The organism is Paraflavitalea sp. CAU 1676, from assembly GCF_029223285.1.
Lineage (GTDB): Bacteria > Bacteroidota > Bacteroidia > Chitinophagales > Chitinophagaceae > Paraflavitalea.
The window spans coordinates 327,395-343,306 of record NZ_JARHUJ010000002.1 but is presented as its reverse complement, the minus strand read 5'-3'; the positions used below and the strand labels follow the sequence as shown (position 1 = coordinate 343,306).

Here is a 15,912-nt window from a genome sequence, read left to right as displayed (position 1 = left end):
CTTACAGATAGTTGTTGATGATATTTTCAATGAGCTCCTGCTTGCCGCTGCGGGTAGCAGGTTCACCATTCTTGATAGCATAATCGCGCAGATCTTCGAGCGTCGATTTTCCGCTCTCAAAAGCCTTGGCTTCGGCACTCTCGTAAGAGTTGTAGCGATCTTCACGCAGTTTCCGGTAGCTGCTCTTTTGCAGAATAGCATCGGCCGTGATCAGCGCACGGGCAAAAGCGTCTACGCCGCCAATATGCGCATGGAACAGATCTTCAGGATCGGTAGAGTTACGACGGATCTTGGCGTCGAAATTGATACCACCACCCTTAAAGCCACCACCTTCCAGGATGATGAGCATGGTTTCGGTCAGCTCGTTGATATTGGTGGGGAACTGGTCGGTATCCCAGCCATTCTGGTAATCACCGCGGTTGGCATCCATACTGCCCAGTAAGCCGGCATCCACAGCAATTTGTATTTCATGCTGAAAGGTGTGGCCAGCTAAAGTAGCATGGTTCACCTCCAGGTTGAGCTTGAAATCATTGAGCAGGTCGTACTGACGTAGAAAACCGATCACCGTTTCGGCATCGTAGTCATATTGGTGCTTAGTAGGCTCGCAGGGCTTTGGTTCGATGAAGAACGTACCCTTGAAACCATTCTTACGGGCATAGTCTTTCGCCACATGCAGGAAACGGGCCAGGTGCTCCTTCTCCTTCTTCATATTGGTATTCAGCAGGCTCATGTAGCCTTCACGGCCACCCCAGAACACATAGTTCTCACCACCCAGGGCGATGGTAGCATCCAGCGCGGCCTTCACCTGCGCTGCCGCATGCGTCAACACGTGGAAGTCGGGGTTGGTGGCAGCACCGTTCATATAGCGGCGGTTGCTGAAGAGATTAGCTGTGCCCCACAGGAGCTTAACCCCGCTGGCGTCCTGCTTGCCTTTCAGGTATTGAGTAATAGCAGCCAAACGTTTGTCATTGTCTGCCACGTCGTTGGAATAGTCCACCACATCTACATCATGGAAGCAATAATAAGGCAGGCCCAGCTTGGTAATGAATTCGAAAGCAGCATCGGCTTTGTCTTTAGCCCGCTCGATGGGGTCTTTCTTCACATCCCAGGGAAACAGGTGGGTAGCTTCACCAAAGGGATCGGCGCCCGAACCGCAGAAAGAATGCCAGTAAGCCACAGCAAAGCGAAGCCAGTCTTTCATGGGTTTGCCGGCGATTGTCTTGTTCTCATCATACCAGCGATAGGCGAAAGGATTGTCAGATTGCAAGCCTTCATACTTGATGGCGGGAATTCCTTTGAAGAATTCAGTAGCACCAGTAACAATTTTCATATAATCGTTTTTATAGATTTACGCGTCTGCAAATATTATTGGAATTACCCCCGTTCACAACCGCTATCCGGAAAAGAAAATATGCTATCTTATCAAATGATGCTACATTTAGGGCAAAAGACTGATAAAATCCTTTCTATTTCATTGTGAAGACGCTGATCCAAAAGGTAGAGCCAGATGTCAACCAATCCTTCGCCTGCCGGGTGTATGAGACTCCCAATTTCGAGACCAATTGGCACAAACATCCCGAGTACGAGCTCATCACCATCCTCAAAGGGCACGGCACGGCCCTTATAGGCGATCACGTGTGCGACTACAAAGTGCACGATGTATTTTTTATTGCCGGAAACCTCCCCCACTGGTTCCGCAAGAACCATCCACAAATGAGTTGTTCCGTGCTCGTGGTGCATTTTACCGAAGATTGCTGGGGGCCCGCCTTTCTGCAAATGCCCGAAATGAAGACCATTCAAACATTGCTGCAGAAGAACAATGGCATATTGCTGCAAAAGCGGCTGAAGAAAGAGATATTGCCCCTCATGCAGGAGCTGCATGTCGCCAGGGGATTGGAGAAATTACTATTACTCATCAAAGGCCTGCAAACCATCGGCACCTCGAATCAGTATAAGCTGCTCACCGAAGACTTTCACGATCCGGCAGTCGCCGTAAACCCCGCCATCGAAAAGATCATCGACTACTCGTTCAAGCATTTCCTGGAGCCCGTCACCCTGGAGGAGATAGCCGAAGTAGCCAATATGACGATTCCCACCTTCAGTCGCTTCTTCAAGAAGAACATCAAGAAAACCTATTTCGACTTCATCCGCGACCTGCGCATCAGTCACGCCTGCAAGTTGCTTACCAGTACCAGCAAACCGATATTGGAAATCTGTTATGAAAGCGGCTATAAAAGCTGGGCGCACTTCAGCAAGCAATTCAAGGAAGTGAAAGAACAAACGCCCAGCCAGTTCAGAAAGCAGTTCATGTAACAGATCAGTATTCGTACGACACCAGGTAAGTATCGTATTCATCAGGCTTCGGGTTCACATTGATGCTAAACTGACCTGTTTGCTTTTCCCTGTCAAGGGTGGCCGATAAATGCAAAACAGGAATTCCTTTTATCTCTTTGAACTGAAATCCTGCAAACGTGCAGCCTGTTACCTTACCTAAAGTAGAATCAGCACCCCGCAGGTCTTTTAGGTAGCTAACTTTGTCCTCCGGCTTTTTGAACATGCCAACCCATATCTTATCGGCAACAGCATCAATTCCGCCTTGCTTCAATTTATTGGCAACACGCTGCAGATAATCCAACTTGGCATCCACGATCTTCAACGAATCCGTGTCATAACTAAACGCATATCGGCCATGCTTTTCGAAAACGATGGAACACTGGATCCTCCCATATTGTTTGGGTTCATTTTTAATATAAGAATAGAAAGTATACGCCATATGCGAAGCAAACATTTCACCCAGTGGAGCATTTGCTTCCAGGAATGGACTGCCGGCAACCTGCAATTCAAAAGTGCTGGAATTCCCGTCTGTTGAGGTCTTGAAACTTTTCGAGTACGTTAATTCTCCGCCGTACAGGTTGGAGATCTTCTCTACGGCAGCAGCCTCCTGCTTGGAGAAGCCCACGGATTTGCAGGAAAGCTGCATAAAGATGGCCAGGGCAGCGAGGCAGGTCAAAGGAACTCTCATATTATTAAAGGGTTTAGTATGAACAGGCTTGGTCGCTTTCCGGTTCAGTGCCAAAATACAGGGAAAGATTTGAATTTAAAAGCCTGCCGACATCACTTTCATCACTGGCATGTGCAACGAAATATTGCCAGGTGCTGTCAAACCATAAAACCGACGACCATGAAATCGATCCTACTGGTTACAGCCATCAGTGCGGTGCTTTCGCTGAACGCGTGCGACAAAGACCATGACAAGGGAACCCGTGAGGAAAATGTAGGCCTGGGAAAATGCCATACCGAAGACCTGGGTGATGATAAAGTATCCCTGTGTTACGACAAACTGGTGGAGGACTCCCGCTGTCCCAAAGACGTCGTATGCGTTCGGGGAGGCCCAGCCGTAGGACAATTCACGTTCACCGTCAATGCCGACAAACATATCCTTACCCTCGCCACCGGCAAAGCAGGCACCTATAGTACGGATACCACGATCGGCCGCTACCACATCGAGCTGCAAGACATCGCCCCTTTTCCCCGCGATCGCCAACCGCAGTCGGCAGGCGCCACCTTATTGATCACGCGGCAATAGCCAACCCCAACAATTACAGCCATCTATATTGGTCCGAAAGAGAAAGAGCTTCGCTCCTTCTCTTTTTTTGTGCCCTTTTGGCTGAAGCTCCCCCGACAAACCGCCCGCCCGCACACGCTCCCCGCCCCGCCTCCCGGCTCCTCCCCAAACACGCGCCCACAGCCAACCACGGCCCATTTATGCAAAACCCTTTGACGGTCAGCATTTTTGACTATCTTTGACCCGGAAATCAGCCGTACCCGATCGGCATACTCCTGTTGTGACTCGCCTACCCTTTTAAATGAGACCTGTTTGTTGCCTGCCTGTATCGTTTGATTCAATGTGCATGTTGAAATAAGTTGTACGTACCCGACGAACTTTAATCGTACAGCCTATGTTCCGGAAGTTTACCCGACTCTCGCAAGTATTATTTATATGCTGGCCGTTATCAGTAGCGGCACAGGACTCTACAACTATATCCCCAACGATAGCCCAATCCGACTCCACCACCATCATCTTTAAGCAACCTTCCGCCCTTTGTTGCGATTCCATTATTGCCTTTATCAACCAACTGTCGCTCCAGGTAAACGAACAGGCACTCACCGGGCGCACCCATACACAGGTACACCAACTCCCCTGCTTCGATATATTCGCCCAGGCCCACCACCTCGCCGCCGGCGAACTGCGTAACCAGATCAGTAGCTGGGCACAGTCCGACACCGTCAAGGCAGATGGTAACGCGCTGCTGCAGGGAGCCCGCTTGTATTACCTGCGCCAGTTGCGATCGTCCTCTCTCCACTACGAACGGGCCGCTGAACAGCAGGAAGGCATGCTGCCCGGCAAACTAAATAGCGCCGACTATCACGATGCCACCATCTCAGAAGCCATTGAATCAGCCAGCACAACTTACCTGCTGGCCGCCAACAGCGCCAATGAGAACGGCGACCGTACGCACGCTATCCGCCTCTACAAAAAAGCCGATAGCCTGCTATCCTTTGGCCCTGCCGATAACCTGCCCCCGGCAATGGCCCACAAAAAATACTTTATCAGCGAACTCCTGGCAACAGCACTATACGCAGAGGGTCGCCATATGGAAGGAGCCGATGGTTATGTCATGCTGGCACAGGCGCTGCAGCTGGAGCAGCAATTGCTCGTACGTTACAACCGCCAGCTGCATCCCAAGGAATGGGCACGCACCAAAGCCAACCTCGGTACCATTCTCGAAGCGCAGGGCGAACTGGTAGAAGCCGCCGACAGCCTGTACCAATCAGCCCACGCAGCCTTTATCGAAGCAACCATCATATACACGCGCGCCGAACATCCGCAGGATTGGGCTCGTATGCAGAACAATACCGGTGTAGTGTTGAGCAAACTGGGTCGCATCGAAGAAGCCATCACAGCCTTCCGAGAAGCACTCGACATCTACAACCCCAAAGAATATGCGATCGACTGGGCACTCACCCAATACAACCTGGGCAATATGCTGCAGTTCCAGGCCGCCGAAAAACAAGGCACCGATGGATTGCAGCTCTTCCGTCAATCGATCGCTGCCTATCAGCTTTCCCTAACCGTATTTAACGCCAAAGACAACCCCGACGAATGGGGATGGGTGCAGCACAAAATGGGCGTTTCACTATTCCAGCAGGGTCGCCGCCTCGATGGCAGGGCCATGCTCAGCGATGCCGTGAGCGCCTTCCGCTCCGCACTTACGGTACGTACCAAAGAAGGCTCCCCCACCGCCTGGGCCAATACCCAGTACAATCTCGGCACCGCCCTTTGGGAAGAGAATGGCCGCGCAGCCGGCGGCAACATGCAGTTGTTGGAAGAAGCGTTAAAAGCATACGAATTGGCCCTCACCGTGTACACGAAAAAAGATTATCCCGAGCAATGGTTCAATACGCAGAACAGCCTGGGCCTGCTGTACGAACAACAACAGCAATGGTCCACGGCCATCAAACACTTTGAGAACATCCGTGATGTAGAACCCATGTACGCCGCACAAAAAGTGAACGAACTGCGCAAAAAGGCTGGGCTATAAAAGAATATAGGGACAGGAGCCAAAACCCTGCTAAAAATAAAGAGGCCGGATCGTGTGATCCGGCCTCTTCGTTAAATATTGTTCACCTCATTGACCCGCCCGTTTGGGCAACACAAAATTATCTTTGGCCCACGCAAACCACTTCGCTTTCAACTCCTCCAGCAGAACCGGTTGCTCGGGCGACCAATCCCTGTCTTCAGTCCTCGAATCCGAAAGATCATACAACGCCCAGGTATTTTTAGTAAGCGAGTAGATAGCCTTCCAATTCCCCTTGCGGATCGCAGCATTGTCCTCATGCTCCCAATACATATACTCGTGTTGTTGCAAACTTTTACCCCGGAAAGCCGGTTGCAGCGAAAACCCGGTTAAAGGATAAATAACCTCACCACCATGAAACGTGGTGGGATAAGTGGCCCCGGTAACAGCCAGCACGGTAGGCATAATATCGATCAGGTAAGCAGGCGTCGTAACGATCCGGTTACCTTTCGAAATGCCTTTGGGCCAATGTACGATAAAGGGCGCCGCCATGCCACCTTCCTCCATCCGGTTCTTCCATTTACGGAAAGGCGTATTCGACACATTCGCCCAGCCCATCCCATAAGAAACCATACCCGCAAAATCAGGATCATTGATACGCGCATCCGGCATTGACCCCAGCTCCTGGTAAGCCTCTGCGCAGGCCCCATTATCGCTGAGGAAAATGATCAGGGTATTGTCAAACTGATTACGGGCTTTCAACGCGGCGATCAGTCGCCCCACATTATCATCCACGCATTTAACCTGCGCGGCATACACCGCCATACGATAAGCCACCTTCTCCTGTTCGGTAGCGGTAAGTTGATCCCAGGCCCGCACACCGGTATCGCGTCCGCTCAACACTGGCTGCTGCCGGATGACGCCCCGGGCAAGCTGTCGCTGATGTCTTTGCGCGCGTACTCTATCCCACCCAGCCTTATATTTATCCCGAAACAGATCTATATCTTCTTTCTTCGCCTGCAGCGGCCAGTGCGGCGCGTTGAACGCGAGGTACAAAAAGAAGGGTTTATCATCTTGCTGCTGTTGCACAAAGTCGATAGCGTTACTCGTAAAAGCATCTGTGGTATAGTAGCTACTGTCCGCAGGCGTGGGCAAATGCTCATTGTTGCGCCAAAGGCCACGGCCGCCTTGCGGCTTCAGGTAACTGGCCGCGCCAGACAGGATACCATAAAACTGATCGAAGCCCCGTTGCAAAGGCCACTTTTCTTTTTCATGCATCCCTAAATGCCACTTGCCCGCCATATACGTATGATAACCTGCTGTGCGCAACACCTCCGCAATCGTAACATTGTGACGGTTAAGGTAACCCCGGTAACCGGGCGTGCCCCAGTCATGCGAATCCTTACCCTGCTGGCGGCTTTCCGGATCTTCGCTCATGTGCCCCACACCGGTTTGGTGGGGAAACAAACCCGTCATCAGGCTCGCCCGCGTTGGACAACACTTTGCAGTATTGTAAAACTGGCTGAACCGGATGCCTTTCGACGCCAGTTGATCGATGTTGGGTGTAGGAATTTCACTGCCATAGCAACCGATATCACTGAAACCCATATCATCCGTCATGATGAGCACGATATTGGGCTTTTGTTGTGCTGTAGACAAAAAGGGAAGCCATAACCAGCAGCAGGAGATCAGGATCTTTTTCATGGACAACAGTTTTGGTGGGCGAAAGACACTAAAGATAACACAAACCACCACCTGTATCCAAAATCAAACCGATTGCCTTAACTTTATCCGGTAAGCCGTACCTGCTCAAACAACAATCCGTTCCCGCATCCCCCATCCAACCGTCAACGGTAACGCCACATTTCCAGAACAACCTCACGAGCATCCTCATCCTTTTTGATTCTCCGTCAACGACGGCGACATCCATTGTCATGCCCTGGCCGCACCAGATCAACCCGTTACATCATCCAACAAATACTATACTTATGATCGCTACATCAACACCTGCATCTGCAATCGCTTGCAACGGCAACAAATCAGCGGCCTTCACCAAATTGCGCAACTATCGATGGGCTGTACTGGTCCTGTTCACACTACTTAACTGCGCCACACCCGCAACAGCCCAGGTGCCCGACACACTCGTCGCCATGCGCGATGCCACACTTACCACCCGGTTAAGCCTGCATGTGAATGGCGGGCTCTATGTAGGCGGCGCCTATAACGCCAGCCCCACCACCAATATCGTGGCGGAAGGCGCCGGCACCCGGATGCTGTGGTATCCGGAAAAAGCAGCCTTCCGGGCCGGCGATGTAACCGGCACCCAATGGGACGATGCCAATATAGGCTGGTGGTCAGTAGCCATGGGTCAAGACACCCGGGCATCGGGCGACAATAGCTTTGCCGCCGGAAAACTATGCCAGGCGGTGCAGGCATCCTCCTTCGCTATGGGCGAACAAAATACCGCCTCCGGCGCAGCCTCCGTAGCCCTGGGCTACCACTCGCATACCAATGCACGGCAGGGCAGCTTTGTATTTGGCGACCGCTCTACCGTCGACACCATCAGGGCGGGCGTCAACCATTCAGCCAACTGGCGCGTATCGGGCGGCTTCCGCATCTTCACCTCCTCCAACCTCAGCACCGGCGTAACCCTTCAATCGGGCGCCAGCGTCAGTAACTGGGGGCAAGCCAGCGCCGTCATCTCCACCTCTACCGGCGCCCTGCTCACCACCGGCGGCGTATGGCAAAATGCCTCCGATGTAAGCCGCAAGCATTTGTTTGAAGAAATAACTGGCGAAGAGATACTAGGTAAGCTGCGCCAGTTACCCATCCGGCGCTGGAGCTACCGGGCCGAAGCAAACGACATCCGTCACATCGGTCCTACCTCGCAGGATTTTTATGCAGCCTTTCAATTGGGCAGTGACGAAAAAAGCATTGGCACCGTCGATGCCGATGGCGTGTCACTCGTAAGCATCCAGGCACTCGAAGCACGCACCCGCAGCCAGGCAATCGACCTGCAACAAATGAAGGCCGACAATGAAGCGCTCCGCGGCAGACTGGAAGTGCTCGAAATACAGGTAGGCCGCAGCAGGGCCGGCATACCCATCACCATTGCGCTCATCGCATGTGCCATATTTCTATTGATCGTACTCCTCCGTCGCCGCATCGCATAAACCATCACCAAACCAATGACCATGAAACAAACACTGGCCATAATAGCAGGATTGCTGATGGGGTACGCAAGTATAGCGCAGCAGATTACGGTGGGCCCCAATGGTTCGCTGGTACTGTATTCCGGCGGAAGTTCTCTCTCGGGCAATGGACTGATACTGACGCCTTCTGCGCCAACTACGCTCACCGGCACATCGATCGTACGCAACAACGCAGTCACCCACCCATTCCCAAACCCATACGTGACGCGCGTCTACCTCATCGACCCCACCCCGCTACTGTTTAGCGGCGACATTCAATTCGAATACGACGACAGTGAACTTAACGGATTGACCGAAACTACCCTGCAGCTCATCACCTACAATGGCACCGCCTGGCAAAATGCGGGCGCCAGTACCGTCGACGCCACCAACAACATCGTCAATACGACGGGCATCAGTAATCTTTCGTTGGGTGAGCTGGCACTGGCAGCCAGTCTGGCCCTGCCACTACGCTGGGGTGCGGTAACAGCTTCCCGCCAGCAAGGAGAAGTCATAATACGCTGGACAACAGAGCAAGAAGACCAGGTGAGCCATTTCGATGTAGAGCGCAGCACCAATGGGCAACAATGGGTGGTTGCGCTGTCGCGGATACCGGCCACCAACCAGCAGGCACAACGCGAATACCGGCAAGCAGATCGGCCTAACCATAGCGGCGGACTGTACTACCGCATCCGCCAAACCGACCTCGATGGCCGGCATACCTTATCGAAGGTGGTACGGGTTGGCCCGGAAAACACCATAGGAAGCCTCACAATACACCCAAATCCGGTCAATGGACACTTTGTGCTGTCCGGAGCAGAACCCGCCCAAATCGGCCGTATTGAGCTGTGTAACGCCGGAGGTATGTTGTTAAAGTCCTGGAAAGGATACCAGGATAGGTATACTATGCCGGCATTATCGGCGGGAAACTATTACCTGCGGGTGCAATTGGCGGATGGCACAATACAGAACAAACAGGTACTGGTAAGGTAATAGGTGGCCCAAAGGCACTTTGTATCAGATTAATAGCAGTACCACAGGGAGGGGGTTGCCTGAGGGTGGTCAGGGAATGGTCTGCGGCTGCTCTACGGGACTACCATATCCGTACAACTCCTGTAGCCCTCCCTGGCCACCCTTAGACGAGTCGGCCCGCACCCCGGTAGCCTAGGAGTGCAAGCAAACCACATTTCTAGCGAAACCGGTCAGAACCGATGACCCAATCCAAGCATGACTTACGTCAAACTTGATCAGCATCATCGAAATCAAATTATTTTAAAAATAGTTGTGGTTCCCTTTGGTACAGATGTGCGGAAAAGTTGTTTCTATAATAAAGGATAAGGTTTAATGGTTAACGAATTTGATTAGTGTACGCCCTGCATTTCCATGCGGGGCTTCTTTTTGGGAAAAGTGCCCGATCGGCACAGCAGCTTCCCGGCCAGGCAATACAAGGCTCGCTACCAGCAGATCAAAACCCACAATTCCATAAATCTCATATATAAACTCCTAAAAAACTCACCATGGACTTCAGAGACGAAATCAAACTCTTTGCCGATCGTGTCGAAAAACTAAAGGACCAGATCCAGACAGAAGAGGCAACCAAGAACGCCCTGATCATGCCTTTTATCAAAGCGCTTGGATACGATGTGTTCAATCCGTTTGAAGTGATGCCGGAATTTATTGCAGATATCGGAATCAAAAAAGGCGAAAAAGTAGACTACGCCATCATGAAAGACGGCCAACCCTGTATACTCATAGAATGCAAGCATTGGGGTGAAAGCCTTGATCCGCACAACTCGCAACTATTCCGCTATTTCCATACCACCTCAGCAAAGTTCGGATTACTCTCCAATGGCATCATCTACCGGTTCTATACCGACCTGGTTGAGCCGAACAAAATGGATGAAAAACCCTTCTTCGAATTCAATGTCACCGATATCAGGGATAATCAGATTGAAGAGCTGAAGAAATTCCACAAGTCTTACTTCGATGTTGGCAATATCCAGAACACCGCCAGCGAGTTGAAATACATGAACGAACTGAAGACACTAATCAATGCAGAATTCCAGAACCCTTCGGAAGGCTTTGTGCGCCATTTCGCTCGTCAGATATACCAGGGAATGCTGACCGCAAAGATTGTTGAGCAGTTTACCGGACTAACGAAAAAGTCGATCCAGCAATACATCAATGACCTGATCACTGAAAGACTAAAATCGGCCCTCAAGAAAGAAAATGAGGCCGAACAGGCAGCAGCGGAACCAGAAACCGTTAACCTCACAGAAGAAGACAAAGGATCGAAGATTGAAACGACCGAGGAAGAGCGGGAAGGATTCCTGATCGTCAAGACCATCCTACGGCAAAAGGTCAATGCCTCCCGCATCGCCTTTCGGGACGCCCAATCCTATTTCGCCATACTACTGGACGACAACAACCGGAAAACGATCTGCAGACTCTACCTGAACGGCTCAAAGCGTTATATCGGCACCTTCGACGAACAGAAAAAAGAAACGAGGATCGAGATCATAACCGTCGATGACATATTCAAACACGCCGACCAGTTGCACAAAACGGTTGAGAAATATGATGCCGAGAAGGCGGCAGCCAATTAAGTAACAATTTATTACTACACAACGGCCCGGCAGGAACCAGCCGGGCCGCTGCAATATTATCCATGCCTGTTCCACCACCAAAATAAACAGTCGAAACGGGATCATTGGGAGTAAAAGCCAAATCAGGCTATCTTACCCATCATGAAAGATTACGAAAACCAGTTAAGGGCACTGATCGACCCAAACGACTTTTCACAGGAAACCAAAAGCATCCTGGAGACGATAAAATCAGACCCCGATTTCCCAAGAGAAGATACAATCGTCCCCCACTCCGGAAATTTAGACGAACGCGAAGGCCATGTTTTTGCAGGCAACCTGATCGTTGAGGGAGATTTATACGTAAACGCACATACATATATCATCGGCGACTTAAAAGTAAGCGGCGTACTTTATGGAGGCATCCATTGCATACTCATGGTAGCGGGGAACATAGAATGTAGTGGAATGTGCCTTACCAGAACCTATGGTTATGTTACGGGGAATATTAAAGTGCATCAATTCGCGTTCTTCCACACGCATGGTTCGATGGTGCTGTTTGGCCAGCTATCCACAAAACTCTACATCAATGACGACACCTGGTACAATGAAGACATCCGCTTGGAAGGATGCCCATCCTTCTCCCACACACTCGACAATATACAAGCTACCTGGACACTGGAAGACGGGGCCACTGAAGGGGAACAAAGCTTTGAAGTATCAATAAGGGCGATATTGAACGAAGAAGCGTTTCAAATAAAAGACGGCCGCATCAATTTATTTCACGCTATGGATCTGCTGTCATCGGGAAAGGAGATATTCCGCTAATCTTTCTTAAACCCACCCGGATAATATCCAACACCAAACAGGCCTTTCGTCAATTCTAGCGGAACTGTATCCTTCACTTTCAGATCGGGCCTGTAGACAACCTCGGTAACCCGATCATCGCGTAAACTCGTACCGGTCGAAGCCTCATGGAGTAGAAAATTCTTCCTATTAAACTCCAGTCCCGCAAGCGAACCCACTACGAACTTCTTTTCAATGGCACCTCTATCAAACAACCGGTTCACAAAAAGTCCTGCCGCCAGCCACTGATCATTAAAAACCAACAGGAACCAACAAAGGACCACACTAAGTCCTACCCATCCCAAAAACGCGCCAACAATTTCCCTAAACCAAACCCATGTCAAGACAAAAAAGGCCACCGATCCGATCGCACCAAACCAGATCAAAAAGGGCGTCACCTGCTCCTGCTCAAATCGCTCCACGTCGTCTTCCAGGTAAAAGTCATGCTGCCGCGGCGCCAGGTATAAAACTACCAGGAGCAATACGCAATAAAACAGTATCCTTCTCCAGTGTTTTTTAAAAAAACCGGTAATGCGGAACGTATTGACTGCTAACGATGCCATGAATTATGAAATTATCTAAATACCTAAATCAACCTAATCCCAACTATTCATCCACATGCTCTTTCCACAGTTTCATCGCAAAATCCCTGATGACTTTCGGCGCTTTCACAAAAGCAGGATCAAATTTATAATCGCCGCCATAAGTCTCCGTCTCGGAGGCCTTCACCCTTGTTTCTCCCCGCATCGCATATTTCTGAGCGCCCTGGTACATGATCACCTTCATTTCCATCGGACTCACATCTCCGTGACAAACCGTCGTGTACATCACCCACACTTCCGCAATTCCGTTTTTGTCCAGATCGGTGACCTGTAAAGTATTTTTCACAAACGAAGCCGCAAGATCGACTTCGCAGTCATGGATAAAGTCGTATATCCTCCAGGATTGTTTAACCGTACCTCCAGTCAACTGAAACAGGTATGCATACACTTCAGCGTCACGACCATCATTTTCGTGCTTCAGCTTTTTATCTACGTACTCACCCGTTTCAGTAATAATCACGAGCTGCTCCCCCGCCTTATCGGAAAACTTAATAGCTTCCTTTACCTTACCACTGTATTTAATATCCTTAGGAAGTTGATTGATTGGTACTTTTGTGGTGGTCAATTGCGCAAAACCGCTGGATGCAACCAGAAAAACCATGCTGGCTAAGAGGTAAAAACATTTCTTCATGCACGTAAGATAATCACCCTCCCGCAAATTCACAACCCTTACGGACACGCATCGGCAACGACAGCCTTCCGAAACACACAGCCTTCCTTTTTCAAAAACCGCTTCACACCACCATTCGCTCCAATTCATTCGTCGCAGCCCCCGCTTCATCCGCTGCAAAGCTAATTTGCAAGCAGAATCCCGAACGATTCATGTAGGTTAACTGCCCGCCCAGTTGCCGCGCCAGGATGTTGATCAGGTTCATGCCCATCGACTGCGCTTTCAACACGTCAAACCCTTCAGGCAAGCCTACGCCGTCGTCTTCCACTTTCAAAAGCAAAAGTCCCTCCGGCTGTCTGCTCAAGAAAACCATCAAAGAACCCCTTGCATTGTCTGGAAAAGCGTATTTGATCGAATTGGTGATGGCTTCATTCAGAATGAGGCCAATGGGCACCGCCTGCACTGTATCGAGCCGTATATCATCCACTTCATATAGGAAGCGGACCTTCCCCGCCATGTCCAGACTATCCCGCAGGTATCCTATCAGCTCATGAATGTATGTGCGCATATCGATCACGGCCAGACTGTCGGATTGATACAACCTTTGGTGAATGAGCGACATGGCGTGCATCCGGTGCTGGCTTTGCATAATAGCCTCTTTGGCGCGCTCGTTATCGAGGTAAACCGATTGGGTATTGAGCAAACTGATCACCACCTGCAAATTGTTCTTTACCCGGTGGTGGATCTCTTTCATCAGCCACTCCTTCTCCTCCAGCAGCTTTTCCTGCTCTTTGTTCATCACTTCCAGCCGTTCATTTTTACTGTCGATCAATTCCTTCTGTTCAAGGAGCTGCCGGTTGCTCTTTATCTTGAGCTGATAGCGGCTGTACACCAGCACAAGCAGGATAAGTAGCATCACGATGCCCGCAATGATCACCTTAAATCGCAGACTGGCAGCTTGCAGTTGCGAATCCTTTTCCTCTTGTTGCAACTGCAAGCTCTTAATATCCGAATCTTTCTTATCGGTCTCAAATTCGATCTTCAACCGGTTCACCTGCTTCTGACTGGCCTCGCTCTGGATAGAATCCTTAAAAGCAATATGCTGTTGATAGTGTTTAATGGCCGCCGGAAAATTGCCCAACGCAGAATCTGCCTGGAACAGGAAGTAATAAGAACGCTCTATTTCCTTGGCGAGTTTGCTTTTTTGCGCGAAGGCCCTCATACTGTCGGCCGCCATCAGCATACGGTCAAATTGCTTATTGGCCAAATGGTATCGGATGGCAACGTAGTAGTAATAAGTATTTCTCGGGTTATCATAAGGTAGCCTGTCGTGAATACGAGACGATTTATGATAATAGACACGTATGCTGTCCATCATTTTGAGTTCGAGGTAAACGCCAAACAGGGAATGAAAATAGCCAATGGAAAAAGGATCGTCGTCCTTAGGCGTGAAGATCTGTCCCACTTTTCGCAGCATCCGCAAAGCATCGGCTTCCTTGCCCATCGAATGATAACAATTGCCAATATTGTTCCAGAGAATCCGGAGTGCAGAGCTATCCTTAAAGCGCTCGGCAACAGCCGCAGCTTTCTCAAAATAATCTTTGGAGGCTTGCCAGTCGCGCAGGCGGTTATAGATCAAACCAACCGTATTATAAATAGCGAGCCAATGGCCGGAAGTATCCTTTTGGACTTCCATCGATTTTACCGCCAGCAAACCATAGCGCAGTCCCTCAGGATAATCACCACTGGAAGCATAGAAACCACCCAGCAGATCATATACACCATGAAGATCATCGACACCCGCAGCTTTGTACAGGTCAACAGCCCTGTGCAACACAGTCAGCGCTTCTTCATCAACACCCCGTATCAACAGGCAGTCGCCCAGGTGCTCGAGAGTCCGCGCCTGCATTTCTAAACGACCTGTTTTACGAAACAGCTCCGCTGCCTTACGTACATGATCGATCTTAACATCAAGATCGCTGGGCTTTTCCCAATTAAAATAAGCGGCCATTTCTGCATGTCCATACGCCAGTTGAACCGGCAACTCATGCTGCCCCGCCCAGTCGAGCGCCTTTTGAGCAAAACCTTTCCCCTGCGCTTGTTCACCCCGCTCACGGTACCACTTCGACCAGATGATATAAGCAGTACCGGTAACTTCCGCATTGTTAAGCGTACGGTTGAGGTCAACAGCCTGATCGATGAACCGCTTCGCCGAATCCATATCCAGCTTGTCTTCGCCTTGTTTCAGAATATAGGAATCGGCAATGGTCAGCAACAGCTTCGCTTGCGCTACCCCCTTGGTAGCAGACAGCTTTTTCAATAAAACAGCAATAGGCTCGGTAGATTTATCCTGCGCCTGCAGAAAGGGCGCCAGTAAACAGCAGCATAAAACAACGAGGATCGGTATTCTCATGTGAGGGGTTTAACCGCCAACCGGCAGTAACACAGCCCGGCAGCGAACCCTGCAAAACTAGGGAAAGAAACACTTTAACGTGCCGCACA

At 50.4% G+C, this 15,912-nt stretch carries 13 protein-coding genes; 7 read left to right on the top strand and 6 right to left on the bottom strand.

Features of this window, described 5'->3' with window-relative positions:
* Position 1: 1 nt before the first annotated feature.
* Entirely contained in the window at positions 2-1,330 is a 1,329-nt protein-coding gene (gene xylA / locus P2H89_RS06160) for a xylose isomerase (protein WP_275825700.1), read from the bottom strand.
* A gap of 146 nt (positions 1,331-1,476) precedes the next feature.
* Here xylA and P2H89_RS06155 point away from each other — a divergent pair, with 146 nt between their 5' ends.
* Entirely contained in the window at positions 1,477-2,313 is an 837-nt protein-coding gene (locus P2H89_RS06155) for an AraC family transcriptional regulator (RefSeq protein ID WP_275825699.1), read from the top strand.
* A 4-nt stretch (positions 2,314-2,317) separates the two neighbouring features.
* Here P2H89_RS06155 and P2H89_RS06150 read toward each other — a convergent pair whose 3' ends face one another.
* Positions 2,318-3,022, bottom strand: a complete 705-nt coding sequence (locus P2H89_RS06150; protein ID WP_275825698.1) for a hypothetical protein — start codon at positions 3,020-3,022, stop codon at positions 2,318-2,320.
* Between the two features lie 159 nt (positions 3,023-3,181).
* Between P2H89_RS06150 and P2H89_RS06145 the strand changes: the two genes are divergently transcribed.
* Both P2H89_RS06145 and P2H89_RS06140 read left to right on the top strand, forming a co-directional pair.
* Entirely contained in the window at positions 3,182-3,586 is a 405-nt protein-coding gene (locus tag P2H89_RS06145; protein ID WP_275825697.1) for a hypothetical protein, read from the top strand.
* Positions 3,587-3,959: 373 nt separating this feature from the next.
* Positions 3,960-5,603 carry a tetratricopeptide repeat protein gene (locus P2H89_RS06140; RefSeq protein WP_275825696.1) on the top strand — a complete coding sequence of 548 codons (1,644 nt, stop codon included), beginning with the start codon at positions 3,960-3,962 and terminating at the stop codon, positions 5,601-5,603.
* Between the two features lie 87 nt (positions 5,604-5,690).
* Here the strand turns inward: P2H89_RS06140 and P2H89_RS06135 are convergent, their stop codons facing one another.
* Complete coding sequence (locus P2H89_RS06135) at positions 5,691-7,283, bottom strand: arylsulfatase (RefSeq protein ID WP_275825695.1); 1,593 nt, start codon at positions 7,281-7,283, stop codon at positions 5,691-5,693.
* A 284-nt stretch (positions 7,284-7,567) separates the two neighbouring features.
* On the opposite strand from P2H89_RS06135, the gene P2H89_RS06130 reads away from it, so the two are divergent.
* The 4 genes from P2H89_RS06130 to P2H89_RS06115 all read left to right on the top strand — a co-directional run bounded on the left by P2H89_RS06130 (position 7,568) and on the right by P2H89_RS06115 (position 12,180).
* Positions 7,568-8,752 (top strand): tail fiber domain-containing protein, encoded by a 1,185-nt coding sequence (locus tag P2H89_RS06130; RefSeq protein ID WP_275825694.1) that lies wholly within the window; start codon positions 7,568-7,570, stop codon positions 8,750-8,752.
* Positions 8,753-8,773: 21 nt separating this feature from the next.
* A complete protein-coding gene (locus P2H89_RS06125; RefSeq protein WP_275825693.1) occupies positions 8,774-9,763 on the top strand; it encodes a T9SS type A sorting domain-containing protein in 990 nt (329 codons plus the stop codon).
* 524 nt (positions 9,764-10,287) lie between these two features.
* Positions 10,288-11,376, top strand: coding sequence for a type I restriction endonuclease (locus tag P2H89_RS06120; RefSeq protein ID WP_275825692.1), 1,089 nt, complete (start codon positions 10,288-10,290; stop codon positions 11,374-11,376).
* 141 nt (positions 11,377-11,517) lie between these two features.
* Positions 11,518-12,180, top strand: coding sequence for a hypothetical protein (locus P2H89_RS06115; RefSeq protein ID WP_275825691.1), 663 nt, complete (start codon positions 11,518-11,520; stop codon positions 12,178-12,180).
* Here P2H89_RS06115 and P2H89_RS06110 read toward each other — a convergent pair.
* From P2H89_RS06110 to P2H89_RS06100, 3 genes are all read right to left on the bottom strand, one after another.
* A complete protein-coding gene (locus P2H89_RS06110; RefSeq protein ID WP_275825690.1) occupies positions 12,177-12,761 on the bottom strand; it encodes a hypothetical protein in 585 nt (194 codons plus the stop codon). The two genes, P2H89_RS06115 and P2H89_RS06110, sit on opposite strands and share 4 nt — an antisense overlap.
* Before the next feature lie 43 nt (positions 12,762-12,804).
* Positions 12,805-13,431, bottom strand: coding sequence for a hypothetical protein (locus tag P2H89_RS06105; RefSeq protein WP_275825689.1), 627 nt, complete (start codon positions 13,429-13,431; stop codon positions 12,805-12,807).
* 103 nt (positions 13,432-13,534) lie between these two features.
* Positions 13,535-15,823, bottom strand: coding sequence for a histidine kinase dimerization/phosphoacceptor domain -containing protein (locus P2H89_RS06100; protein ID WP_275825688.1), 2,289 nt, complete (start codon positions 15,821-15,823; stop codon positions 13,535-13,537).
* Positions 15,824-15,912 lie beyond the last annotated feature (89 nt).

What these genes read in the sequence shown, in the direction of transcription:
- P2H89_RS06130 (WP_275825694.1), top strand. Translation starts at nt 7,568, where the DNA reads ATGATCGCTACATCAACACCTGCATCTGCAATCGCTTGCAACGGCAAC.
- P2H89_RS06150 (WP_275825698.1), bottom strand. Translation starts at nt 3,022, where the DNA reads ATGAGAGTTCCTTTGACCTGCCTCGCTGCCCTGGCCATCTTTATGCAG.
- xylA (WP_275825700.1), bottom strand. Translation starts at nt 1,330, where the DNA reads ATGAAAATTGTTACTGGTGCTACTGAATTCTTCAAAGGAATTCCCGCC.
- P2H89_RS06115 (WP_275825691.1), top strand. Translation starts at nt 11,518, where the DNA reads ATGAAAGATTACGAAAACCAGTTAAGGGCACTGATCGACCCAAACGAC.
- P2H89_RS06120 (WP_275825692.1), top strand. Translation starts at nt 10,288, where the DNA reads ATGGACTTCAGAGACGAAATCAAACTCTTTGCCGATCGTGTCGAAAAA.
- P2H89_RS06135 (WP_275825695.1), bottom strand. Translation starts at nt 7,283, where the DNA reads ATGAAAAAGATCCTGATCTCCTGCTGCTGGTTATGGCTTCCCTTTTTG.
- P2H89_RS06145 (WP_275825697.1), top strand. Translation starts at nt 3,182, where the DNA reads ATGAAATCGATCCTACTGGTTACAGCCATCAGTGCGGTGCTTTCGCTG.
- P2H89_RS06140 (WP_275825696.1), top strand. Translation starts at nt 3,960, where the DNA reads ATGTTCCGGAAGTTTACCCGACTCTCGCAAGTATTATTTATATGCTGG.
- P2H89_RS06100 (WP_275825688.1), bottom strand. Translation starts at nt 15,823, where the DNA reads ATGAGAATACCGATCCTCGTTGTTTTATGCTGCTGTTTACTGGCGCCC.
- P2H89_RS06105 (WP_275825689.1), bottom strand. Translation starts at nt 13,431, where the DNA reads ATGAAGAAATGTTTTTACCTCTTAGCCAGCATGGTTTTTCTGGTTGCA.
- P2H89_RS06125 (WP_275825693.1), top strand. Translation starts at nt 8,774, where the DNA reads ATGAAACAAACACTGGCCATAATAGCAGGATTGCTGATGGGGTACGCA.
- P2H89_RS06110 (WP_275825690.1), bottom strand. Translation starts at nt 12,761, where the DNA reads ATGGCATCGTTAGCAGTCAATACGTTCCGCATTACCGGTTTTTTTAAA.